Raw genomic sequence first — 23823 nt, 5'->3', positions numbered from 1 at the left:
CCATGATCCGATCCTTAGTCCAATCCGCCATCAACCAGCGGCTGGTGGTGTGCGTCATCGCCGTGGTGCTGTTCTTCTTCGGCCTGCGCGCGGCCACCAAGCTGTCGGTCGATGCGTTCCCCGACGTGACCAACGTCCAGGTGCAGATCGCCACCGAAGCCGCCGGCCGTTCGCCCGAGGAAGTCGAGCGCTTCGTCACCGTCCCGGTCGAAATCGCCATGACCGGCCTGCCCGGGCTGGTCGAAATGCGCTCGCTGAACAAGGCGGGCCTGTCGCTGATCACGCTTGTCTTCACCGACGCGACCGACGTCTACTTCGCCCGCCAGCTCGTCATGGAGCGGCTGATCGAAGTCGCCGGCCGCATGCCTGAAGGGGTCACGCCCGTGCTCGGCCCGGTATCCACGGGTCTGGGCGAGGTCTACCAGTACACGCTGGACCGGCCCGACGACGGCGACCGCGAACTGACGCAGGAAGAGCTCGCCGAGCGCCGCATCGTGCAGGATTGGGTGGTTCGCCCGATGCTGCGCTCCATCCCCGGCGTCGCCGAAATCAACTCGCAGGGTGGCTACGTCAAGCAATACCAGGCGCTGATCAACCCCGACCGGATGCGCCACTACGGCTTGTCCGTGCAACAGGTATTCGAGTCGCTGGCGCGCAACAACGCCAACTCCGGCGGCGGCATCCTGCCCCACTACGCTGAGCAGTACCTCATCCGCGGCGTGGGTCTGGCCAACGGCGTCGAAGACCTGCAGAGCATCGTGCTCAAGGAAGTCGACGGCACCCCGGTCTATCTGCGCGACGTTGCCGAAGTCACCATCGGCCACGAAGTGCGGCAGGGCGCGCTGATCAAGAACGGCCAGACCGAAGCGGTCGGCGGCATCGTCATGATGATGCGCGCGGGCAACGCGAAGGAGATCGTCAGCCGCGTCAAGGCTCGGGTAGCCGAGATCAACGAGCGCGGCATGCTGCCCGGCGGGCTGCAGATCGTGCCGTACTACGACCGTAGCGAGCTGGTCGACGCCGCACTGTGGACCGTCACCAAGGTGCTGCTCGAAGGCGTGGTGCTGGTCGTCATCGTGCTGTTCCTGTTCCTTGGCGACCTGCGCTCCTCCGTCATCGTGCTCGCTACGCTGGTGCTCACGCCGCTCTTGACCTTCATGGTGATGAACCATGTCGGCCTGTCGGCCAACCTCATGTCACTAGGGGGGTTGGCGATCGCCATCGGCCTCATGGTCGACGGCTCCGTGGTGGTGGTCGAAAATGCGTTCGAGCGATTGGGACGCAAGGAAGAACTTGGCATCTCCAAGACCGAAGTCCTGGTCAAGGCCGTGCAGGAAGTCGCCACGCCCGTCATCGTCGGCGTCGGCATCATCATCCTGGTGTTCCTGCCGCTGATGACGCTGACCGGCACCGAAGGCAAGATGTTCGCCCCGCTGGCGTTCACCATCGCCATCGCCCTCGCCATCTCGCTCGTGCTGTCGCTGACGCTGTCGCCGGTGCTGTCCTCCTACCTGCTCAAGGGCGGCGCGGAGCACGACACCAAGGTGATCGCCTTCCTCAAGCGCCACTACCTGCGCATGCTGAACTGGGCGCTGGCGAACAGCCGCAAGACCGTGTTCAGCGCCGTTGGCCTCTTCATCGCCACGCTGTGCGTCGTGCCGCTGCTCGGCTCCTCGTTCATGCCCGAGATGAAGGAAGGCTCCATCGTTCCGGCGCTGGACCGCGTGCCCAACATCTCGCTGGAAGAGTCGATCAAGCTGGAGAAGGAGGCCAACAAGCTGGTGCTCAGCGTACCCGGCGTCAAGTCCGTCGTCTCCGGTGTCGGCCGTGGCGAAAGCCCCGCCGATCCGCAGAGCCAGAACGAATCGACCCCGATCGCCAGCCTCAAGGACCGCGACGAGTGGCCCGACGGCTGGACCCAGGACGACATCGCCGAAGCCATCCGCGAAAAACTGCGCGCCATCCCCGGCGTGCAGATCGTGATGGCCCAGCCGATCTCGGACCGGATCGACGAAATGGTCAGCGGCGTGCGCTCCGACATCGCCGTCAAGATCTTCGGCGACGACCTCGGCGAACTGCGCGAACTCGCCGGCGAAGTCGCGCGCGTGGCCGGCAGCATTCAGGGCTCGCAGGACATCCGCATCGAGCGCATCACCGGGCAGCAATACCTGTCGATCGAAATCGACCGCCAGGCCATTGCGCGCTACGGGCTCAACGTCTCGGATATCCACGACATCATCGAGATCTCGATTGGCGGCAAGCGCGCCACCGACATCTTCGAAGGCGAGCGCCGCTTCAGCGCGGCAGTGCGTCTGCCCGAGCGCTTCCGCCACGATGTCCAGTCGATCCGCCAGCTGCTGGTCACCACGCCTGACGGCATCCAGGTGCCGCTGCAAAGCGTTGCCAAGATCGAAGTCAGCGACGGCCCCGCGCAGATCAGCCGCGAAATGGCCAAGCGCCGTGTCGTGGTCATGATCAACGTCAAGGACCGCGACCTCGGCGGCTTCGTCGCCGAACTGCAGCAGGCGACTGCGCAGAAGGTGCGGCTGCCCGAAGGCTACTACTACGAGTGGGGCGGCCAGTTCCAGAACATGGAACGCGCCATGGGCCACCTGAAGATCATCGTGCCGATCACTATCGCCGCGATCTTCTTCCTGCTGTTCCTGCTGTTCAACTCGCTGCGCTTCGCCACGCTGATCATCACGGTGCTGCCGTTCGCATCGATCGGCGGGATCATCGGGCTGGCGGTCACCGGCGAGTATCTGTCGGTGCCGGCTTCCGTGGGCTTTATTGCGCTGTGGGGGATTGCGGTGCTGAACGGCGTCGTGCTCGTTTCGTATATCCGCAATTTGCGTGATGGCGGGATGGAGCTGGACGAGGCCGTCAGGCACGGCGCTGAAAAGCGGTTCCGGCCGGTGATGATGACGGCGACGATTGCGCTGTTGGGCCTGGTGCCGTTCCTGTTTGCTACTGGGCCGGGGTCCGAGGTTCAGCGGCCGCTGGCCGTGGTGGTGATTGGGGGGTTGATTACTTCGACGCTGCTGACGCTGGTGATGGTGCCTACGTTGTATCGCTGGTTTGATGATCGGAAGGTGGATCCGGCGAAGGATGAGGCGGTGTAGGGGTCAGGTGTAGTTTGATCAGGGAGGTCGAGGACTTCCCTGACGCCCGAAGGAGCGCCGTGCGGGGAGCCGCACGGCGTTTCTCTTTTCTCTTGCGGATGGAACGCCCTAAGGGCCATCGGCGTCAGGGAAGGATGCCCATGGCCTTTTGTTTTGGGGAAACTTTCGCACGATGCACGGCTCTCTCAATATCCCGCTTCTGCTATTTGTTTAAGCCGCCCTTTGGAGCGGCCTCGGGGCCTTTACGCGATCTATAAATTCTGCAAAACCCGATGGCATCGGACTCTTTCCTGCAAGTGCTCCGAGTGTTAGTAAGGAGAAGTTTGCCTTCATTTCGCAATTCGTGCTCTGGAAGCACTTAGGGTTCTCCGAATTTCTATCGGAAGCTAAGTGCTCTAACCATTTCAGGAAAAAAAGCAAAAAAAACTTTCCCCGAAATCGGTCTCTGGGCGACAGATTGGCGAACTCATTATGAATCGATTGCACCTCATCGGCGGACGGCTCGCGCGTAAATTCTATTAGTCTCGCTGCATCGGAACCAGCCGGTTTGACGTCAAATAGCGAGACGGATGCGATTCTCGCAATGCGGTCTGGAAGTCGTCCCGCAAGTTCAACGTTCAGCTTGCGCGCAATGTATAGCCGATAGTTGATGGGCCTGACAATAGTTTGAAATTCATCGTACAACTTGGCGAAGATTTCGATTATCTTTTTGCGCTCGACTGGTCCGCCGTGGCAGTGGAATTCGTTTTTGAGTAATTCGTCCAATACCTGCTCGTCTACAAGGTAATTTTCAACCGAGTAAAGGTCGGTCATGAACAAATCGTCGGACTCTTCCTCGCCACGAAGATCGTCGAAATCCCTGTCAATAAGAAAGTAAACTCCCTCTCCGATATTCCCCAAATCCCTCCGCACCATACGTCTAAGTGTGAGGACGCCATCCTTTCCGTTGCAAACAAAAGGTTCGTATTTAAATCCCGGTCTAACACGGCTAGTCCACGCATAGTAAATGAGCTTGTCGTCCGGCCCTTCGAAAGAAAGAATGGGTATGTCAGGCGCAGAAGACCTGATCTGGGCCAGCCGGGCTTTGAGTACTGCCGCCACTCCTCGGGAGCTCTTCATATCCTCCAGATACGAAAGCTCCTCCATCACGGCCTCTTGAAAATCATCCATTCGACTCGTCCTCTGTACGGTGGAGTCGGCGGACCGCATCCGCGTCTATTCTAAGAAAAAGGGGTTTCGCATATGGCTCGAGCTCGTTATCGAACACGAATGGAGAGTGTGTAATCGCTACGACTTGACTACATAACGGCGCCGAGATTACGTCAACAAGGATCTTCCGTTGCCAGTCCATGGACATCGACAGCTCCGGCTCATCAACGAGAATGATTTTTTTCCCGGGATAAAGATAGAGTTTGGCAAACAGCGAGATCATCTGCTTTTCGCCGGAAGAAAGGGACTCTATGGATATCTTTCTTCCTGTCCGGACGCTGACCACGTTCACCTTGAGCGCCTCTCGATCCAGCAGGAGATATTTGTCGTCCGTGCTAATGGACCCTCGATTTCGAGCTTTGAGTCGCCCAATTTCCGTGCTCAAGTCCTCCGACGATAGATAGCGATTGCAAGATTCAACAAAGCCATCGACCATTAGATCAATGTCTCGTGTCGCTTTGATTACTTGATTGAGCTTGCTAAGGAAATATGTTAGAAACCGGTTAGATTCGTACGAAATGCTTCTGTCGTATATGTTGTCGAATTTTGGTATGGCTATATCGCTATGCGAACGTCGGCGGGCTGATTTTAGTCGAGCGAAGAAAAGATTGAGCGATTCCTTGCTTGGTCGCTCTGGTACATCTGGCTCCTCACGATCTAACGCTCCGCTGATTAACTCATTTATAATGTCAGCGCTTATTTTGCTGTAACCGCGGTTTGCCTCGTTTACGAGACGTTCGTTGAGCCAAGTGAGCCGCTCTGATATGTCGGAGAGCCCGAAATTGATGTCGCCCGAGAATAGCCCATTTTTTGAGATATTTAGTAGCTCGGATACGCTTTTACGCCTGCGGAACAGAATTTCATCAGAATCTTCGGCGGGAAGGGGTAGCTCGATACGTCGGTAAGTAGGCAGATAGACAACTTCCGCCCCTTCGAGCGCAGCGCGCACTTTCTTACGCACGTCAGCGATACGAGGGTGCGCTTCTTCGACGGATGAGAGCAGGCTGTTTGCAAGACGAACAATTTCGTCCCTATCGTAGCGCACCACTGAGCGCATGAGACTGTCGTGGATCTCGCTTTCACCGAAATTGATGGTCTCACCGCGGGAAAGTCGTTTTATGTAGTCGGACTGTATAAACTCGTAGAGATCGGATGGAGATGCGTCAATAGTCGCCGCCGTCCTTAATAGGTCCTTGTTTGATGGGGGTGCGGCAATGGCTTCTACGTCTTGCTTGTCAAGCGTTAAGAGGTCGTCGACGCCGCGTAGTTTGCAATTAATGGTCGAAAATTCTACGCTTGCAAGTCGATAAAACTGCCCTTTCAGGAAAGCATCCAGCGCTCCTAGAAGAGTTGTCTTGCCTGCTCCATTCCGCGCAATCAGAATCGTCGCTGCATACTTTGAAGCGAGGGACACGGTTCTGTAGCCGTAAAGACCCTCTATGCTGAAGTGCTCTACAATCGACGGTTCGGAAGCCGGGGATGTCCACGATGTCTCTGGCATTTAATTTGTCTTCCTGATGGTTGATTTTTTCTCTGCTCGGCAAGGTTAAATTGTAGTGGCCAATGACGATTGAATTGAAGTATCTACCGCTTACCTCCCCGCAATCAGGGCTTTTTGAAGGCTGCGTCTGTTGCGGGCGACCAACATGCAGTGGCTTAGGAGTCCTTGTTGGAGATACCTAATTGAGGAGTGATTGAAGCCGGTACGCTAATGGGGGGCTGTCCGACCGACTCAAGAGTAAGGTGGTTCGATGGGCCTATCGAAGCTGGGGCATATCGGTGTGAGCACGAATGGCAACAGCGATTTCAGGCCTGTAGTGGCGCGAGTAAGAGAAGGCCGCAGTAGCGCAGGCTCTGTTCATAGGCGGATCGAGCGCTCCGAATCCGCGGCCACTTCGCTCTTGCATTCCGAGAAGCGCTCGCTGAGGTGAGGCTCTGCGCGAAGACCTCGGGTATCCTTCACCCCTACCATCCGTACGCTCCTGAGAAAAGTCTTGTCCCGCAACACCACGGCCATGGCGATTGGGCCACTTTTAGGTTTATTCATCGTCAGTCTAGGCAGCGGCTTCATGTCATCCCTGACATCTCTCCGCCTCGACGCTGCCTCTGTCTCGGCCACCATGATCGGTGCCATCTCGTCGGCCTATTTCATTGGGCTAACGCTTGGCGCCGTAACGAGCGACCGGCTCATCACCCGAGTCGGTCACATCCGCTCCTACAGCAGCTTCGCCTCACTGGCGTCGATCACCTATCTGCTGCAAGGCTTGATCTTCGATCCTTGGCTCTGGTTCTTCCTACGCCTGGTCAACGGCTGGGCGATGGTCGGCATCTATCTGGTGGTGGAAAGCTGGCTGCTGCTTGCCGGGGATACAAAGTCCCGAGGACGCCTGCTGGCGATCTACATGATTGCGCTCTACGGCTCGATCATGCTCGCGCAGATGGGCCTTGGCGCGGCGAGCACGGTTGGTGACAGCGCGCCGTTCATGGTCGCGGGACTGCTTGGCTCGCTGGCTGTGCTGCCGATGGGCATTCTGCCGAGGACCGCGCCCGAGGTAGGGCACGTCGAGCCGCTGATGCCGCAGGATCTCGTTCGCATGACGCCGGCCGGGGCGATCGGTAGCCTGGGCTCGGGCATCGGCATCGCGGCGGTCTACACGCTGCTGCCGATCTATCTGCAGCGGGAAGGCATGAGCGTTGGGCAAGTCGGCCAGCTGATGGCCTGCGCGATCTTCGGGGCGATGGCGCTGCAGTATCCTGTCGGACGCTGGTCGGACAGGAAGGACCGGCAAACCGTTTTGCTGTGGCTTAGTGCGGCTTGTGCGGTGGCATCGCTGCTCGTGCTGATCCTGCCGACCTATCCGCCGTTGTTGATGGTGTTGCTGTTCCTGATTGGCGGCGGCATTTTTGCGATCTATCCGGTGGCGGTCAGTCATTCGGCGGATCGGGCGGATGCGCGGGATCTGGTGCGGGTGATTCAGGGCATGTTGCTGATCAACTCGGTGGGTGCGTCGATCAGCCCGCTCATCATCTCGCCGATGATGAACCGGATGGGGTCGAGCGGTCTGTTCGTGGCGTTTCTGGTGCTGCATGCGGGGTTGGCGTCGTTCTTCCTCTGGCGCCGGAACAACAATCCCTCGCCGCTGTCCGCCGCGCCTTTCGCTGCGACACCGCAGATGACGCCGATTGGGGCAGAGATTCGGGTGACGGAGGAGCTGGCGCAGGCGATGACGAACGCGCAGGCGGAACAGCAGGCGGGCGCCTGACCGGCGCTATCGAGACGCCTTTCTTTGAACACTTCACGGGACCAACTCGTGCCGCAAGATCTCGACGACTGGAAGCCGAAGCTGCTTGGCTACGCTGAACAAGCGGCGCAGGACGATGGCGCGCACGATCTGAACCATCTCCACCGCGTCTGGAAGACCGCGCAGCGGCTGCTGGCGGACCACCCGGAGGCCGACGCGCTGGTGGTGCTGGCCGCGTGCTATCTGCATGACATCGTCAACTTGCCGAAGAACCATCCCGAGCGGACGCAGGCCTCCATGATGGCGGCAAGGGTGGCGTGCGCGAAGCTGGAGCAGGACGGCTTTCCGGTGGAGAAGCTGGATGGCGTGCGGCATGCGATCGAGGCGCATAGCTTCTCGGCGGGGATCGCGCCGCTGACGATCGAGGCGAAGATCGTGCAGGATGCGGACCGGCTGGACGCGCTGGGGCCGGTGGGGCTGGCGAGGCTGTTCTATACCGCCGGACGGATGGGGTCGGCACTGGCGCATCCGGACGACGCTCTCGGGGAGCACCGGGAACTGGATGACCGCGCCTACGCGCTGGACCATATCGAGGTGAAGCTGGCAAAGCTGCCGGCCTCGATGCAGACGGCCGCGGCGCGGCGTCTGGGAGAGGCGCAGCTGCAATGGCTGCGAGGGTTCCGCGACACCTTTATTGCGGATTGGAGCTAGTCAGCCGGCCGTCAGCGCCGCGATGGCGCGCTCGGCTGCGGGCGCTACCGTCCTGCGCTTCAGATACACGATCACAAAACGCAGCATCACGGGCGCAAGGTCGGCGACGGCCAGCGGCACGAGCCTCCTGGCCTTGACATCGGCCTCGACGGCCCGCGACGGCGCGAACAACACCACATCCGATTCGCGCGCCACACGCGTGAGCGCCGAGAAGTCATTGCTTTCGACCTGCAGCTGCAAGGCATCGCCGGCGCGGCAGCGCAGGGCGCGGCGCAGCTGCCGCTCGCCGGCCTCGGTGAGGAACGCGGTCGCAAGCGCGGCTTCGCGCAGGGCTTGCAGCGTGACGCTGCGCCGCCGCAGCGGGTGATCTGGCCGGACGTACCAGCCGGCCGGTTGGTCGGGTAGCCGGATGGTATCAAGCTCCTCGGACGCCGGCACGGTGCGCTGCTCGACGACGACGAAGTCGAGCGTTTCGGCCGACAGCGCTTGCAGCAGGGTGGCCGGGTCGCCAACTTGTGCCGCTACCGCGATGCCCGGCCAGTCGCGCCGCATCGACACCAGCAGGTCGGGCAGCAGGATTGCTCCGGGCAGCGCGCCTAACCCCAACCGCACGCTGCCAAGCTGGCTCTCGCGCATCAGCATCAGATCCCGCTCCAGGGAGCGTGTCTCCAGCAGGATTCGCCGCGCGCGTTGCGCCACCATGATGCCCGCTGCGGTCAAGGTCACACCACGGGCGCCACGGTCGCACAGGGTCATGCCGGCTTCGGCTTCCAGTGCCTGGATGCTGCGGGTCAGCGCGGGCTGGCTCAGGTGGACGCGGCGTGCCGCTGCGGCGAGCGATCCGGTCTCTTCGACAGCAAGCAGGTGGGTCAGGCGTTTGAGGTTCATCGGCATATGCGCGAGGCGCATGGAATACGTGAGAAATTTGCAATTGGATTATAGGAGGCGCTGGGGTTCAATAGGCGTTCGCTCTACCGATCGGACCTCCGTCATGCCGCGTTCCCTGCCGTTCCTGCCGCCGACCCTCGTCGCCACGCTTGTCGCCACGCTCGTCACCCCTGCCTGGGCCGCGCCCGGTGAACCGGCCGGCAAGCCTGCTACGCCCCAGACTGCCCAATCGAATCGCGCTTGGCTGGACAAGCTGCCGTTCGACGAGACCGACGACGCGGAGGCTGCGCGCAAGGGGCTGATCGCCCGTTTCCCGCAGGCAACGATTGCCCGCGATGGGGGTGGGGTGGCCTGGGACTTCAACGCCTACCGCTTCACGACGGACAAGGCCGCGCCCGAGACGGTCAACCCCAGCCTGTGGCGCCTCGCCCAATTGAACAACGAAGCGGGCCTGTTCCAGGTTGCCGACAAGATCTATCAGGTGCGCGGCGCCGATCTGTCGAACATGACCATCGTCGAGGGCGATACGGGTGTGATCGTGATCGACCCGCTGCTGAGCGCGGAGACGGCGCGGGCGGCGCTGGAGCTGTACTACCAGCACCGCCCGCGCCGGCCGGTGGTGGCGCTGATCTACACGCACAGCCATGTGGACCACTTCGGCGGGGCGCGCGGGGTGGTCAGCGAGGCGGCGGTGCGGGCGGGGAAGGTGGCGATCCTTGCGCCGGCGGGCTTTGAGGAGGAAGCGGTCAGCGAGAACGTGGTGGCAGGCAACGCGATGAGCCGCCGCGCGCAATACATGTACGGCACGGCGTTGCCACGCGATGCGACGGGGCAGGTGGATGCGGGCCTGGGCAAGGCGACCTCGCGCGGCACGATCACGCTGCTGCCGCCGACGGAGACGATCGACAAGCCGGTGGAGACGCGGCGCATCGACGGCGTGGAGATCGAGTTCCAGCTGACGCCGGGCACGGAAGCGCCGGCGGAGATGAACCTGTATTTCCCGGCCACGCGCGTGCTCTGCATGGCGGAGAACACGGTCCGCACGCAGCACAACATCCTGACGATCCGCGGCGCGCAGGTGCGCGATCCGAAGGCGTGGTCGCACTACATCGCGCAGTCGTTGCAGCGCTATGGCGAGCGCACCGATGTCCTGCTGGCGCAGCACCACTGGCCGACGTGGGGGCGCGAGCGCATCGTGGAGTTTCTCGCGGATCAGCGCGACATGTACGCGTGGATTCATGACCAGTCGGTGCGGCTGATCAACCACGGTCTGACGCCCAACGATATCTCAGCGACCTTGCGCAGCTTGCCGGCGCCGCTGGCGCGCAAGTGGCACACGCGCGATTACTACGGCTCGGTGAGCCACAACGTGCGCGCGGTCTATCAGCGCTATCTGGGGTTCTATGACGGCAATCCGGCCAATCTGAATCCGTTGCCGCCGGTGGAGACCGCGCGCCGCACGATCGAGTGGATGGGCGGTCCGGAGCCGGTGCTGGCGCGCCTGCAGGACGCGTACGCGAAGGGCGACTATCGTTGGGTGGTGCAGATCGGCAACGCGCTGGTGTTCGCCGATCCGGGCAACGCGCGGGCCAGGGCGCTGCAGGCGGACGCGCTGGAGCAACTGGGCTACCAGAGCGAGAACGCGACCTGGCGCAACGCCTATCTGACCGGGGCGCGCGAGCTGCGCCACGGTGTGCCGCCGAAGGGCAGGGGCACGGCTTCGCCCGATATGGTTCGGGCCCTGACGGTGCCGCATTTCTTCGATTACCTGGCGGTGCGGCTGAACGCGGAGCGGGCGGGGACGACGGCGATGCAGTTGAACTGGAATTTCCGCGAGTCCGGCGCGAAGTACGCGATGACGCTGCGCAATGGCGCGCTGACGTGGCTGGACGGACAACACGCGAAGCCGACGGCGACCGTGACGCTGAACAAGGCGACGCTGGACCGCATCGTGCTGAAGGAGCAGACGTTGCCGGAAGCGGTGAAGGCGGGGGCGGTGTCGGTGCAGGGCGATGCCGGCGCGTTGCGCACGCTGTTCGGGCTGCTGGACACCTTCGACAGCGCCTTCCCGATTGTCACGCCGCCGGTGGCGCGTCAGGACTGACGAGAGTCGGCGTTACAGGCCCGTGCCGGGTCCGCCGGGATTCCAGAGCAGCGAAGCGTCGATTGCCTCGACGGTCGGCGCCCCGGTCAGCGCCATGGCGATTTCGAGTTCGGTCTGCAGGATGGTCAGCATATGCGCGACGCCTGCCAGACCGCCGACTGCGAGGGCATGCAGCACGGGCTGGCCGATCATCACCGCGTTGGCGCCGAGTGCCAGCGCCTTGACGATATCGGTGCCGCGCCGGATGCCGCCATCGAGCAGCAGCGGCACGCGGCCGGCAACTGCGTTGGCGATAGTTTGGAGCACGTCGATGGTGGCGGGCACGGTGTCCAGCGTCCTGCCGCCATGGTTGGAGACGACGATGCCGGCCACACCGGCGTCGAGCGCGCGCGGGACATCCGCCGGGTTGAGGAGGCCCTTGACGAGGACCGGCAACGTGGTCTGCCGGCACAGCCAGGCGATATCGTCCCAGGTCGGGGCGTTGGCCAGCATGCCCTGGAATACGGGGCTGCCAGCACGGGCGACCACGGGCGCGTTGGGCCGGAAGCCTTGCAGATTGACGGCGGCAACGCCGTCGGGCAAGCGAAAGCCCGCGCGCTGCTCGATGTTGCGCACGCCGCTGACGACCGCGTCGATGGTGACCATCAGCGCCTGATAGCCGGCGTTCTCGGCGCGGCGCACCAGTGTCAGCGTGTCGTCGCGGGCGGGCTGCAGATAGAGCTGCAACCACAGTGGCGATGGCGACGACGCTGCGATCGCTTCGAGGGGAACGCTGGCCTGGGCGCTGACCACCATGCCGGTGCGCGTGAGCGCGGCGGCCTGCGCGGTCGCCAGTTCGCCGTCGGCATCGACCAGCTTGTGAAAGGCGGTGGGTCCGATCAGCAGCGGATAGTCCAGCGATTGCCCAAGCAGCGTGGTGTGCGCGGTGGCGCCGCGCAGGTCGGCAAGCGCGCGCGGCAGCAGGCGCAGCCGGTCGAACGCGTCGCGATTGGCCTGCTGCGTGATGCCGTCGGCTGCCGCGCCGGCGATATAGGCGCGAATGCCGGGCTCGATGCGCGCATGGAAGTGCCGCTCGTAGTCGGCCAGGGAGACGGTATCCGGGGGGACGCGCATGCGTTACAGCTCGGCGACGCGCCGCAGCAGGTTGTGATAGTGGTTGACCAGCGCGAGCACCGCGGCATTGTTGTCGCTCAGTTGCCGCCGCGTTTCCATGATGGCGAGGTCCAGCTCGTAGAGCATGGTGCGCATGCCGTCGTCCTTGACGAGCGACTGCGCCCAGAAGAACGAGGCCCAGCGGCTGCCGCGCGTGATCGGCATGACGCGATGCAGCGACGAGGCGGGATAGACCACCATATGGCCGGCCGGCAGCTTGATCGAGTGGCTGCCGTAGGAATCCTGCACCACCAGTTCACCGCCGTCGTACTCGTCGGGGTCGGACAGGAAGATGGTGCTGGATACGTCGGCGCGCATGCGCATGCCGCCGGTTCCCGGCACGGTGCGGATGGCGTTGTCCACATGGGTGCCGAAGGTCATGCCGGTGTCGTACCGGTTGAACATCGGCGGCAGCACGCGAAAGGGCAGGGCGGCGGTGTTGTAGGTCGGGTTGCGGCCGAGCGCGTGCAGGATCAGGTCGCCCAGTTGCTCCGCTTCGGGGCTGTCGACGGGGATCTGCAGGTTGTGCTTGGATTTGGCCGCGAGATCGCCGGCGGTGACACGCCCGTCCACCCACTGGCTGCGTTCCAGCACCTGGCGGCAGTGGCGGACTTCCTCGGCAGTCAGGACGTCGGGAATCTGGACCAGCATGACTTCTGTCTCTCTTGGCGCGATACGGTACGGGTGCCAATGTACCGCATCGGGAGAGGGTAGGACGCGGATTGGTGTGCAAGCGCTGCTTGCCCTCTCCCCCAGCCCCTCTCCCGCGAGCGGGCGAGGGGAGCTTGACCGCTACGCCAAGGACCTTAGAACGTCATCCCCACATTCAAGATGAACGTGCGGCGTGCGCCCGGTACTGCGCGGCTGTTATTGAACGACGACACGTAGTTCAGGTGGTCGGTCAGGTTGTAGCCGTTCAGCGAGATGCGGTACTTGCCCTGCTGGTACGCGATCATCGCGTCCATCGAGAAGTTGTCCGGCATCTTGGCCGTCTCCGGTACCTGCGGTGGGGTGGGGGAGGTGTAGTTTAGGTATCCGGTCGCATATTGCAGGCCGCCGCCAAAAGTAAGTCGTCCAGGCAATGGGATCAGCGTCTTGGGAACGTCATAGCTAGTCCACAGCGTCAAGTTATGACGCGCGACGCCCGGCGCCTGCCTACCGATGTTCAGAGGATTGCTCGAGTAGGTGATCTCGCCGTCCAGATAGGCATAGCCCAGGTTGACCGCCCAGTTCGGCGTGATACGGCCGTTCAGGCCCAGTTCGACGCCGCGGATCTTGCGGCCTTCGCCGCTGTCGGAGAAGCCGTTGGCGATCTCGCCCGAGACCGGATCGACGGTGTAGGCGTTGTCCTTTTCGGTCTGGAAGATCGCACCGGTCAGGCCAAGGCGCTTGTCGAGCAGGTCGAGCTTGGCGCCGACTTCGACGGTGTCGGAGCGCTCCGGCTCGCTGCCCGCGCGTGGCGTTTCAGTCTGCACGCCGCCGACGGCCAGTGCGATGTCCGTACCGATCGGGCGGTAGGTGCGCGAGAACGAGGTGTAGAACATGCTGTTCTGCGTCGGCTCCCAGATCGCGCTGACCGAGGGGCTGAGCTTGCGCGAATCGGCCTCGCCGCCGAACGTATTGGTGGAGTATTCGCTGCGGAAGTAATCCCAGCGCAGGCTGCCGAGCACCGAGAACTGGTCGTTCAGCCAGACGCGGTCGTTGGCGAAGATGCCGACGTTGGTCGCGTTGGCATTGCGGGTGGTCGCGCCGTAGGTGGCGAACGCGCCGGGCGCCATCTGGTACGACGGGTTGACCACGGTCTGGTTGTTGACACGCCCCGTCCACGCACCCTGGTCGCGGTCGTCGCGCTGATGGTTCATGTCCAGCCCGATGATGCCGCGATGGCGGAAGCTGCCGGTGTGGAACTCGCCCTTCAGGCTCAGCACGTTCTGCACAGCCCAGCCGCGCTGGCGATAGGCCATGCCGCCGCCTGCGCCATAGCTGAGCGCGACGTTTTGTCCCGCCAGCAGGCGCTGCAGGTCGGCGTTGCTGACACCAGCCGGATTGGTCGCGGAAAAATCGCGGTCGTAGACAGTGAAACGCGTGTCGTTGTTGATGGTGAAGCCGTTGTCCAGCTTGTGCTGGAAGCCGGAGGTCACCATGTGCGTGTCGGAGCGGTCGCGGTCGGTGTTGCGGACGTAGGAGGTCGACGACGAAATGCCCGGCACGCCGTATTCGGTGATCGGGCGCGAGTAGCCGTCGCCGCCCACGGCCATCGGCACGCCCATGTCGGGCACGCCGCGGTTATGCAGGTAGGAGTAGTTCAGGTGCCATTCGGTGGCGGTGCCCAGGCCCGTGCCGAAGTCCAGCGCGAAGCCGCGGCGGTCGTCCTTGACGTGATCGCGGTCGGGCGTGTTGCCGTCCTGGAACATGCCGTTGATGCGCAGCGCAGAGGTGTCGTTCAGCTGGATATTGCTGTCGACGGTGGTGCGGTAGGTCGGCCCCGAGCCCGCGCTCTGGTCGATGCTGGTGGTGGTGCCGCGGTGCGCGCGCTTGGTGGTCTGGTTGATCAGGCCGCCCACGTTGCCGACGCCGAACAGATCACCGGCCGGTCCCTTGATGACCTGCACGCTCTCCGTATTGAAGGCGTCGCGGCGATAGGCGCCAAAGTCGCGCAGACCGTCGACGTAGATGTCGCCCTTGGCCGAGAGGCCGCGGATGCGGAACTGGTCGCCGTTCTGGCCGCCGTTGCCTTCGCCGGTGGACACGGTGATGCCCGGCACGTTCTTCAGCACCTGCTCCAGCGAGGTGGCGCGCTGCTGCTCGATCAGTTCCTGGGGAATGACATTGACGACCTTGGGCGTTTCCTTGATCGTGTCCGGCATGCGGGCGATGCCGGTGCTCGCCGCGTTGGTGTTCTCCGGAACGTCGGCCGTCACCGTCACGGCCGGCAGCAGATTGGCGTTGCCGCCCGCCTCCGGGGCCTGACCGCCGGCCGGGGCGGTCTGCGCCAGCGCAATGGACGGCACGGCAGCGATGGCGAGGCCAGCGCCCGCGGCGCCCGATACCAGCAAGCGAACGGCTGTCGCCAGGACCTTCTGTTGCATAAAGCTTCTCCTGCTTTCCATGGGCCGGTTTGGTCTTGCCGAGGCAGGCGGCAGCCGTCCTCCCGGCAAAAGGACGGCCTCCGGCAAGGCGCGGCCCTGGGGGCTGGCCTGGCTGGCTATGTCAATTCCGAATGGGAACGGCGAAGTGGGAACCGATCCGATATCCCTTGACGTATTGCGATGCGCGCTGCCGCGGCGTGTTGCGGCTGGCGTTCGCGGTCCACGCGCGTGTGGCGCTGGAACCGGCATCGACTGTCCGGGTTGCTGCCCGATCGGAAGGCAGCAAATAGGCCGCTAAATGTAAATGATTCGCATTCGGGGGTCAATGCCCGCGCCGTCACCTGTTGCGCGCGCGCCGCGCCGCCGCCTCGCGAGTGGCGTCAACTGACGCGCATCGGGGCGTCAACCGCCGACGACTGCCTCGGCCAGCGCATGGACCTCGGCCGGCAGACTGTCCAGCAGCGCTTTGCCGAAGTAGTGCCGGTCGCTGACGGGAAGCTGGCGCAGGTCGGCGCGCAGCCGCGCCAGTGCCTGCGCCGCGCGCTCGACCTGTCCGGCATGGGCGGCGTACCACGCCAGTTCGAACAGCAGGCTGGTTTGCTGCAGCAAGGGAAACTTGCGCTCGCCGCGCTCGGATTGCGCCAGCCGCGACGCCGCGACCTGGTGCCAGGACGCGGGCCAGGCGTCGCCCTGGAAGGCGTCGGCGAACGGACCGGCAAGCTCGCGCAGGGCCGCGATGCCGATGGGCCGGGCACGGCGGAATTGCTGGAGCGGGGGACGGTGGGCGGCCGGGCAGTCGCCGCGCGCAATGCGCATCAGGTAGATCGCATTCCAGGCCGACGGGTGGCGGTGCCCGGCCCCGCGTGCGAGCCATTCCGACATGCCGATCCACTGGATGGCGCGGCCGGTTTCCCCCGCGGGCGCCGCGCCCGACCAGCGGATGCCCGCCTGGCCGAACAGCCACAGGGCCATGCCGAGGTTGGCGGCGACATGCTGGGCGGCATCGGCGACGTTGGACTCCGAGGCCGCCGCCAGGGCCTGCTCGAAATGTTCGACGGCTCGCTCCGCCAATTCGGGGGCGTTCGCTTCCCCGGCGGGCGCCGACGCGGGATCGGTGGCGATGGCTGCCGACAGCGCAAGCGAACGGTGAATCAGTCCGGCAAGGTTGTGCCATTCGAATCGGACATGCGGATGCACTCGTACCAGCGTCGCGCCCGGTTCCGTGCGGGCCAGCGTATGCAGGCGAGCCAGTGCCCCGTGCAGGTCGCGTTCGTCGTAGACGCACCAGGCGGCGACGATCTGCTCCATCGCATCGAGGTAGTCGTTGCCGGGCACGGCATGATGACGGCGGCGCAGCCGCAGGGCGCGCAAGGTGCGACGGGTTTGCGAGCGGTCGCCCAGGCGCCGCCACAGCAGCGCTTCGTTCAGCGCGACAAAGGCGTGCTCGAAGCCGTTGGCGGCAACCGCACGCGCGGCGCGAAATGCCGATAGTGCCGACAGCGCCGACGGGTCGCCGGCGCTGCCCGCCACTGGCGTCAGCAGCCGACCCTCGCGCAGCGCCTGCTTGCCGTCGATGAAGTGCCGCCAGAAGGCGAGATCCTCGCGCGCGCTCAGCCGCTGTGCCGCGGGCAAGGGCGTGGCCGCCGGTTCGTGGCGGTCCAGCCCGAGGAAGGCCACCACCTCGGCTTCGCTCGCCGGCTTGCCCTGCACCTGGCAGACGATGCGATCGCACGCCGGCGCCGGCAGCCAGAACGGTCCCTGGCTGCGCCCTTCCAGATTGAGGAAGCGCGGGTCCCGCCCGGCATCGTCGCCCCAACCCACAGGCAGGCCCCAGTGCTCGAAGTCGCGGAACGCGCGGCCGATGGCCATGCGCAGCGTGCGCGCGTTGCTCATGCGCAGCCGCAGGTCGTCCGCATGCACCTGCGGGCGATGCGGCGTGCAACGCGCCGCATGGTAGAGGCGCACCAGCAGCCAGACCGACTGGAAGGCAGCCCGGGTGCCATTGACCTGCTGGGGCGAGGCCAGCTCGACGATCAGGGACGCGGTCATGGGCGGCGATGGCGGCAAGGCGGCAAGGGCGGGGAGGATCGGTGAAACCGCAATGATGCCACTGGTACGGTGGCTCGCTTCGCCCATGTGACAGCTGTGACAGCCGTGCCGGCGCAGTCTTGCGTCCCACTCCCGCCGGGTGGCGGTGCGCACTAGCATCCGTTGCACCGGACGCCGCAGTTTCAAGAGGAGTGGGGGCCGCGACCGACCCGGGCACCGCCCGGCGTCCCTACGACGACATCACCAATCGGAGAACATCAATGATTCCAGACCAGGGGACCAAGCCATCTTTGGCACCAGACGATGCGGCACCCTCGCGCCGCCGCTTCCTGCAGGCGGCCGGCGGCATGTCGCTGGCGGCGGTGGCCGGTAGCAGCCTCGCCGCATCCGCGAGCGGCGGCCGTGCCGGGCCAACGCCGCTGGTACGCAACGATCTGATGGCCTACTTCCGTCAGCTCGATGTCGAGGGCTGCTTCGCGCTGCTGGACACGAGCAGCGGCCGGCCGGTGCTGGTCAACGCCCGCCGGGCGCAGACGCGCATGGTGCCGGCCTCCACCTACAAGGTGCCGCACAGCGTGATCGCCTTCGAGACCGGGGTGGTTGCCGATCCGGAGCAGGTGCAGCCCTATGGCGGCGGCCGCGCGCGTTTTCCGCAATGGGAGCGCGACATGAGCCTGCGCGAGGCCATCGCCGCGTCGAACGTGCCGCTGTACCAGGGCGTGGCCCGTCGCATCGGCATGCAGCGGATGCAGGCATGGGTCGACCGGCTCGACTACGGCAACCGGCAGCTTGGCCAGCAGGTCGATCAGTTCTGGCTGCGTGGGCCGCTGGCGATTTCAGCGGTCGAGCAGACCCGGTTCCTCGCGCGGCTGGCCACCGGGCAGCTGCCGGCGTCGCAACGCAGCCAGCGTTGGGTGCGCGAGATGATGCGCGTGGAATCCACCCCTCAGTATTCGGTCTACGCGAAGACGGGCTGGGCGATGGACGACGGCTTGTCGCTGGGATGGTGGGTGGGCTGGGTGGAGCGCGAGGGCCGCATCCATCCATTCGCGCTCAACATGGATTTGCCGCGCGACGAACTGGCCGCGCACCGCATGCCCATCGCGAAGGCGATGATGGAAGACCTGGGGGTGCTGCCTGCGGCAAGCGCGAAGGATTGAGCGCGCTCGCCTCCCTGGCGATGTTGTCGCCGAGCGTCAGCCGATATAGCCCGGCAGGCCCCGGGCTTTCGGGCTGCGCGCCGCCTTGACGGCCTGCGCCAGCGCGTAGGCGAAGCACTCGGTGGTATCGAAGGGCCCGGGCACTTCCTGGCGGAAGAAGTCGGCCCATTTGAAATCCGGGTAGGCCTGCTTGACCTTGCGATAACCGCCTGCGATGCGAGCGAAGGCTTCCAGGCTGCGGTAGGGATCGTCGCGCATGCCGTCGATGCCGTGCGGCAGGGCGCTCAGCGGTTGCCGGCGCCCGTGCTCGTCGTAGGGATGGACCAGGTGATGGCGCAGCATGTAGCGCCAGAAGTCCTCCTCGTTCAGATGGCTCAGGTCCTTGCGCACCAGGACCGGAATGATGTCGATGCCCAGCTCGCTCCAGGCGCGCACCCAGTGGTGGTGGTCGATCACGTACAGCGCATGCTGCGGACCGACCACGACATGGATGCGCCGCTTGTCGAAGAAGGCGTCCAGGCGATCCTGCGGCTGCCGGCGCGTTGCGTGCATCTTGCGCCGGACATGCAGCATGCCGACCGTGATCTGGGTCGGCCGCAGGCGCGACAGATGCGCCCGCAGCTTGCTGCCTTTCGCCAGGATCGCCTGCAGGGGCGCCGGATCGTCGGCCATGCTCTCGCGTCAGCTGGTGCGACCCGGCTTGCCCGTCGAACCCAGACCATCGCGGATATCCGGCGTGGAGCCCGAAGCCGAGGAGATCGACGAGGACGACTGCGACGTGCCGGCGCCCGCAGACGGCGAGCCGCCCAGCATGCCGCCGGTCGAACTGCCGCCCGTGCCGCCCGTGCCGCTGCCGGGCATCGCCGTGCCGGAGGTGCTGCCCGACGTGCCGCCCAGCGTGCCGCTGCTGCCCACGGTACCGAGTCCGCCCGTGCCGACCGCCGCGCTGCTGCCGGTGCCGGTGCCGCCGATCGAGCCGGTGCTGGAACCCGTGGTCGAGCCCAGCGCGCTGTCCGAGGCCGAGCCCAGCGAACTGCTCGAGGTCGAGCCGCTATCGCTGGCCGACATGCGTGAGCTGTCGTCGCCATCGCGCGTTACGCGCACGCGATTCTCCACGTCGCGCACACCGAACACTTCCTCGGCGATGTCCTCGACATAGAACTTCTCGTGCCGGTGCCGCACGGTGCCAGTCAGGGTCACGGTTCCGCCGCTGACCTGCACGCTGACATCGCTGACATCGACGCCGCGCAGGTCGGACAGCCGCTCGCACAGATCCTCCCGGATCCGCTCGTCGGAGCGCTGGTAGCCCTTCGGTCCCACTCGCCGCTGTTGCGACTGGCTGCTGCCACCGTACTGTCCGTACCCGGACTGGCCATATTGACCCGACTGGCCCGATCGGCCGAACTGGCTGGACTGTCCGCCACTGCGGCCGTAGCCCGGTTCGCGCCCGCCGCCATAGCCCTGGCCTTGCCCACGTCCCTGCATGCCGCTCTCGTAGCTCTCCAGCCCATAGCCGCGTCCGCCGCCGCCCTGGCCGCGCTCGCTGCCGGACCGCGGCCATTCACTGCCGCCGCCCTCATGGCCGTAGTAGCCGCCGCCGAAGCCGCTGCCGCGACCGGCGGACTGCTCCCAGCCGCCCCGGCCGCCGCCGCCGGACTGCTGCTCGGGCCGGTAGCCCTGGCCGCTGCCCGCCTGCTGGCGCATACGCTCACGATCCTGCATCTCGCGCCAGGTATCCGAGCCGGAACCGAAGCGCGATTGATAGTCGCCGCGCTCGGCATGACGCTGGTTGCCCATGGTGCGGCCCGACATCCAGTCATCCTCCCGGCCGGTATCGCGCACGCCGTACATGCCGTAGCGTTCGACGCCGCCGCCGCTCGGGTCGTAGCCCGCGTAGCCGCTGCTGTACGGATTGCGCTCGCCGCCCATGGCATAGGGGTCGTAATCGCCCTGGCCGCCCTGGTCGCCGCCGCCCCAGCGCGGGGAGGACTGTTGCTCGTGCGACGAGCCGCCGCCGCCCTGGCGGTTGCGCCAGTCGCCGCCGCCGCTGCTTCCCCACTCGTCACGCAGGCGCTGGCCGGCGCTCGACTGCTGACGGCCATGGCCGCCCATGCCGCTGCGGTTCATGCCGCCACCCATGCCGCCGCTCATGCCGCGGCCGCTGTCACGGCCGCGGTCTCCGCTGCCATATCCGCTGCCATATCCGCTGCCATAGGCGCCGCCATAGCTTTGGCCCTGGCCGCTGCGGCCAGCGCGGTACTCGAACTCGTCCTCGTCACCGTAGCCGCCACCATAGTTGCTGCCATGGTTGCCGCCGTAGCCGCCGCCATGCTCGCGGCCGAAGCGGGTGCCGCCTTGTCCGCCAGTGCCGCCATAGCCGCCGCCGCGTTCGCTCGAGCCGCGGCTCATGTCGCCACGGAAGGAGCCGCCCTGCGCGCCGCGCTCTGCGCCCCGCCCATAGGATGCGCCGGGATACCCGGCATTGGATTGCGAGGCGCCGCCCTGGGCCCATTGGCCGCCCGGTTCATCCTCGCGTTCGTCGCGCCATTCGTCATGCTCGGCGATGCGCATGAAGCTGTCGTCGTCCCAGCGCCCGCCTCCGCGCAGCCACGATTCGCCGCTGCCGTATCCGCCTGAATTGCGCCCTCGATTGCCGTTTGCCATCTGTCCCTCCTTGCGTCTGAACTGCGTTCCGACTTCGCGTCCGGCCCTGTTTCACCGCAGTGCCGCAGCTTCAGTGGCTTCGGTACGCGCGGTACGTCAGGGCCGTCGCCCGGACCACCAGGGCGCGCAAGAACCATACCGCTGGAGCGGCGCGGTCTGCCCTCGTGCGGACGCTCGCCAAGGGAAGGCGGCGGGGCACGCCTTGGTCCAGGAAGGCCTTGCGGGAGATACCCGCAGCCCGGCGCGCCGCTTTTTGCCCTGTTTGTAAATGCTGCCAATTGCGAGGCGGCTGAGGCGGCCGCAGTACCGCTTGACAGACTTCGGGAGCACCAAGGAATGAAATTTGCCGCACATCCGCTTCTGCAGTGCGAAGAAGCGTGCCTTCGTGCGCCACCCGGACCGGACGAACAACCAGGAGGACACCGCTCATGACCCGCTTTTCTTCCGGCGCCGCATCCGGCGCCACAGACGGGGGCCACACCAGCGGCCACACCAGCATCAACATCAACGCGGATGCCGCCGACGTCGCACGGCAGGCCGCGTATCCTCGGACAACGGCACATGACGAAGCCTTGTTCGGGCAGGAAGACGCAGCCCCGTCCGCGCGACGGCGGATTCTGCATGGCTTCGAATGGTTCGCCGGACATGCGACGCGATGGGCGGGCTCGCCGCTGGCGTTCTGTCTGGCCGGCGTCATGGTGCTGATCTGGGCTGTCACCGGCCCGATCTTCGGCTACTCCGAGACCTGGCAGTTGGTCATCAACACCGCCACTACCATCATCACCTTCCTGATGGTCTTCCTGATCCAGCAGGCGCAGAACAAGGACGCGCTGGCGATGCACCTGAAGCTGAACGAACTGCTGGCCTCCCATCGCCACGCCAGCAGCCGGCTGGTCGCCATCGAAGACCTTGACGAGGAAGATCTGAAACGGCTGGCCGCCTTCTACCGCCAGCTGTCGGAACTGGCCGAGCGGGAGAACGATATCGAACGCACCCATGGCCTGGACGATGCGCTGCAGACCCATGCCGTCAAGCGTCGTGCACAGCAGGAAAAAGAGCAGGGCGAGCCGGTGGTCGCGGGCCGCGCCGAAGGCGCGGAAGATTGAGCGCAAGCCGGGGCCAAGATGGGGAGTGCGCCTTTGTACGCACTGCACGGATTGCAAGTTCGACATGGAGATCCGGCAAGCCGCCGAAGCGACGCTCTCGCATCTCTCCGGATGCGCGGCTGCTCGCCCTTGCTGACCAGGGAGCCGATGCGGGCGCAATCCTTGCACATCGCAGCGACCCGGTAATCGAGATGAGCGGCGAATGCCGCAGGGAGCTGTCCATGTCAACCATCGTGGCGGGACGATTCGAGTCCATCAGCGAAGCAGAGCGTGCGGCCCGACAGCTGCACGAACATGGCTTTTCGGTATGGGATGTCTCGGTGTTCAGCGTCGGCACCGGCCAGGGCGCGCAGGCTTCGTCGCGGCTGCCCGGTGTGTTGCTGGCCGCCCGGTCCGAACCCGGCCTCGTGCAGAGCACCGCCGCGCTGCTGCAGTCGGCCGGCGCACAGGAGATCGAACACACGGAAGGGCGCTGGGAGGGCGGCCGCTGGGCCGATTTCGATGCCTCCCGCGCGCCCACCCGGATGAGCCTCGGCACCCAGGCGAGTTCCTCCGGCGCCGAGGGCGGCTCGCCAGCTGGCGGCGGCGCTGCGGACTCGGGCCCACCGGGGGGCGAGGTCGGCGATGCCGCCTTCGTTCCCACCGGCAACGAGGACCCGGGCAGCGAGATCGACCAATCGGTGGAGGCGCAGAACGGCCGGCGCAATCCCGGTTCCATGCTGGATCCGGCCGGGCGGCTCGGTGAGCGCTCCGCGGGCAGTGCAGGGCGAGCAAGCCAGGGCGATCCTGAAATCGAGGCGCAGGTGCGCCGCAGCATGGAGGAAAGCATGGACGGAGACATCAGCCGCGGCGATCGCGCCCGCGCCGACGCGCAGGCAAGTGGCGAGCCGCGTGCCCGCACGGCGCCTGCACAGCAGCCGGCCAGCCCGGGGCAGGCGGCCCAGCCCGTGGGGCAGCAGCAGAACAAGCAGGGGCCGGGGTCCGGCGGCAATGCGGGCGGCAATGCGGGCGGCGATGCAGGCGCCGATGCAGGCGGCAAGCAAGGCGACCGGGCCGGATCGCCGGAGGGCGCTGGCGGCAAGGGCGAGGTGAGCCGCGGGCAAGCGTGGGAGCAGGCCGAATCGCGCCGCAAGCCGGGCGATCCTCCCGCCCCCGACGTGCCGCTCAATCGCAACAACACCACGACGCCCGAGCCGGACGGGCCGAAGGACACCGCGCGCCAGATGCGCCGCGGCGAATTCCCGCCGGGCGTCGGCGAGGGCGAACTGAACGATCCGGGAAGCACCACCCCGGGCGCACCGGACGTCGAAAACCGCTCCTGACGCGA

The 23823-nt window shown here is 65.4% G+C and carries 16 protein-coding genes; 7 read left to right on the top strand and 9 right to left on the bottom strand.

From position 1 onward, the window contains the following. The first annotated feature begins 2 nt into the window (after nt 1–2). Nucleotides 3–3122, top strand: a complete 3120-nt coding sequence (locus K6V06_RS03710) for an efflux RND transporter permease subunit (RefSeq protein WP_222240219.1) — start codon at nt 3–5, stop codon at nt 3120–3122. A gap of 210 nt (nt 3123–3332) precedes the next feature. Here K6V06_RS03710 and K6V06_RS03705 read toward each other — a convergent pair whose 3' ends face one another. Next, the gene (locus K6V06_RS03705) at nt 3333–4292 is read right to left on the bottom strand and encodes a DUF4435 domain-containing protein (protein ID WP_222240218.1); all 960 of its coding nucleotides are present in this window, start codon (nt 4290–4292) and stop codon (nt 3333–3335) included. Further along, nucleotides 4285–5832 (bottom strand): AAA family ATPase, encoded by a 1548-nt coding sequence (locus K6V06_RS03700; RefSeq protein ID WP_222240217.1) that lies wholly within the window; start codon nt 5830–5832, stop codon nt 4285–4287. Before K6V06_RS03700 ends, K6V06_RS03705 begins: the two co-directional genes overlap by 8 nt. Nucleotides 5833–6325: 493 nt before the next feature. Between K6V06_RS03700 and K6V06_RS03695 the strand changes: the two genes are divergently transcribed. Both K6V06_RS03695 and K6V06_RS03690 read left to right on the top strand, forming a co-directional pair. Beyond that, nucleotides 6326–7594: an MFS transporter gene (locus tag K6V06_RS03695; protein WP_255581566.1), complete on the top strand. Its 1269-nt coding sequence runs from the start codon at nt 6326–6328 to the stop codon at nt 7592–7594. A gap of 48 nt (nt 7595–7642) precedes the next feature. Continuing rightward, entirely contained in the window at nt 7643–8284 is a 642-nt protein-coding gene (locus K6V06_RS03690; protein WP_222240216.1) for an HD domain-containing protein, read from the top strand. Here K6V06_RS03690 and K6V06_RS03685 read toward each other — a convergent pair whose 3' ends face one another. Beyond that, complete coding sequence (locus K6V06_RS03685) at nt 8285–9172, bottom strand: LysR family transcriptional regulator (protein WP_222240215.1); 888 nt, start codon at nt 9170–9172, stop codon at nt 8285–8287. 103 nt (nt 9173–9275) lie between these two features. Here K6V06_RS03685 and K6V06_RS03680 point away from each other — a divergent pair, with 103 nt between their 5' ends. Then, nucleotides 9276–11276 (top strand): alkyl/aryl-sulfatase, encoded by a 2001-nt coding sequence (locus K6V06_RS03680; RefSeq protein WP_222240214.1) that lies wholly within the window; start codon nt 9276–9278, stop codon nt 11274–11276. 12 nt (nt 11277–11288) lie between these two features. On the opposite strand, the gene K6V06_RS03675 is transcribed toward K6V06_RS03680, so the two are convergent. From K6V06_RS03675 to K6V06_RS03660, 4 genes are all read right to left on the bottom strand, one after another. Further along, the gene (locus K6V06_RS03675) at nt 11289–12389 is read right to left on the bottom strand and encodes an alpha-hydroxy acid oxidase (protein WP_222240213.1); all 1101 of its coding nucleotides are present in this window, start codon (nt 12387–12389) and stop codon (nt 11289–11291) included. Nucleotides 12390–12392: 3 nt separating this feature from the next. Next, complete coding sequence (locus K6V06_RS03670) at nt 12393–13079, bottom strand: Fe2+-dependent dioxygenase (RefSeq protein WP_222240212.1); 687 nt, start codon at nt 13077–13079, stop codon at nt 12393–12395. 155 nt (nt 13080–13234) lie between these two features. Further along, a complete protein-coding gene (locus K6V06_RS03665; RefSeq protein ID WP_222240211.1) occupies nt 13235–15517 on the bottom strand; it encodes a TonB-dependent siderophore receptor in 2283 nt (760 codons plus the stop codon). 402 nt (nt 15518–15919) lie between these two features. Then, nucleotides 15920–17566 carry a hypothetical protein gene (locus K6V06_RS03660; protein WP_222240210.1) on the bottom strand — a complete coding sequence of 549 codons (1647 nt, stop codon included), beginning with the start codon at nt 17564–17566 and terminating at the stop codon, nt 15920–15922. Nucleotides 17567–17913: 347 nt separating this feature from the next. Between K6V06_RS03660 and blaOXA the strand changes: the two genes are divergently transcribed. After that, nucleotides 17914–18726 (top strand): class D beta-lactamase, encoded by an 813-nt coding sequence (gene blaOXA, locus K6V06_RS03655; protein ID WP_222240320.1) that lies wholly within the window; start codon nt 17914–17916, stop codon nt 18724–18726. 36 nt (nt 18727–18762) lie between these two features. Here blaOXA and K6V06_RS03650 read toward each other — a convergent pair whose 3' ends face one another. Together K6V06_RS03650 and K6V06_RS20620 are read right to left on the bottom strand one after the other, a co-directional pair. Further along, complete coding sequence (locus tag K6V06_RS03650; RefSeq protein WP_222240209.1) at nt 18763–19398, bottom strand: ParB/Srx family N-terminal domain-containing protein; 636 nt, start codon at nt 19396–19398, stop codon at nt 18763–18765. A gap of 9 nt (nt 19399–19407) precedes the next feature. Further along, on the bottom strand, nt 19408–21390 hold the full coding sequence (locus tag K6V06_RS20620) for a BON domain-containing protein (RefSeq protein ID WP_255581564.1): 1983 nt from the start codon (nt 21388–21390) through the stop codon (nt 19408–19410). Nucleotides 21391–21818: 428 nt separating this feature from the next. Here K6V06_RS20620 and K6V06_RS03640 point away from each other — a divergent pair, with 428 nt between their 5' ends. After that, nucleotides 21819–22496, top strand: coding sequence for a low affinity iron permease family protein (locus K6V06_RS03640; protein ID WP_222240208.1), 678 nt, complete (start codon nt 21819–21821; stop codon nt 22494–22496). Nucleotides 22497–22717: 221 nt separating this feature from the next. Then, on the top strand, nt 22718–23818 hold the full coding sequence (locus K6V06_RS20615; RefSeq protein WP_255581563.1) for a hypothetical protein: 1101 nt from the start codon (nt 22718–22720) through the stop codon (nt 23816–23818). Nucleotides 23819–23823 lie beyond the last annotated feature (5 nt).

It is taken from the genome of Cupriavidus sp. AU9028 (genome assembly GCF_019795295.1).
Classification (GTDB): Bacteria; Pseudomonadota; Gammaproteobacteria; order Burkholderiales; family Burkholderiaceae; genus Cupriavidus.
The sequence above is the reverse complement of the archived record's forward strand: the minus strand, read 5'-3'. Positions and strand labels throughout refer to the sequence as shown.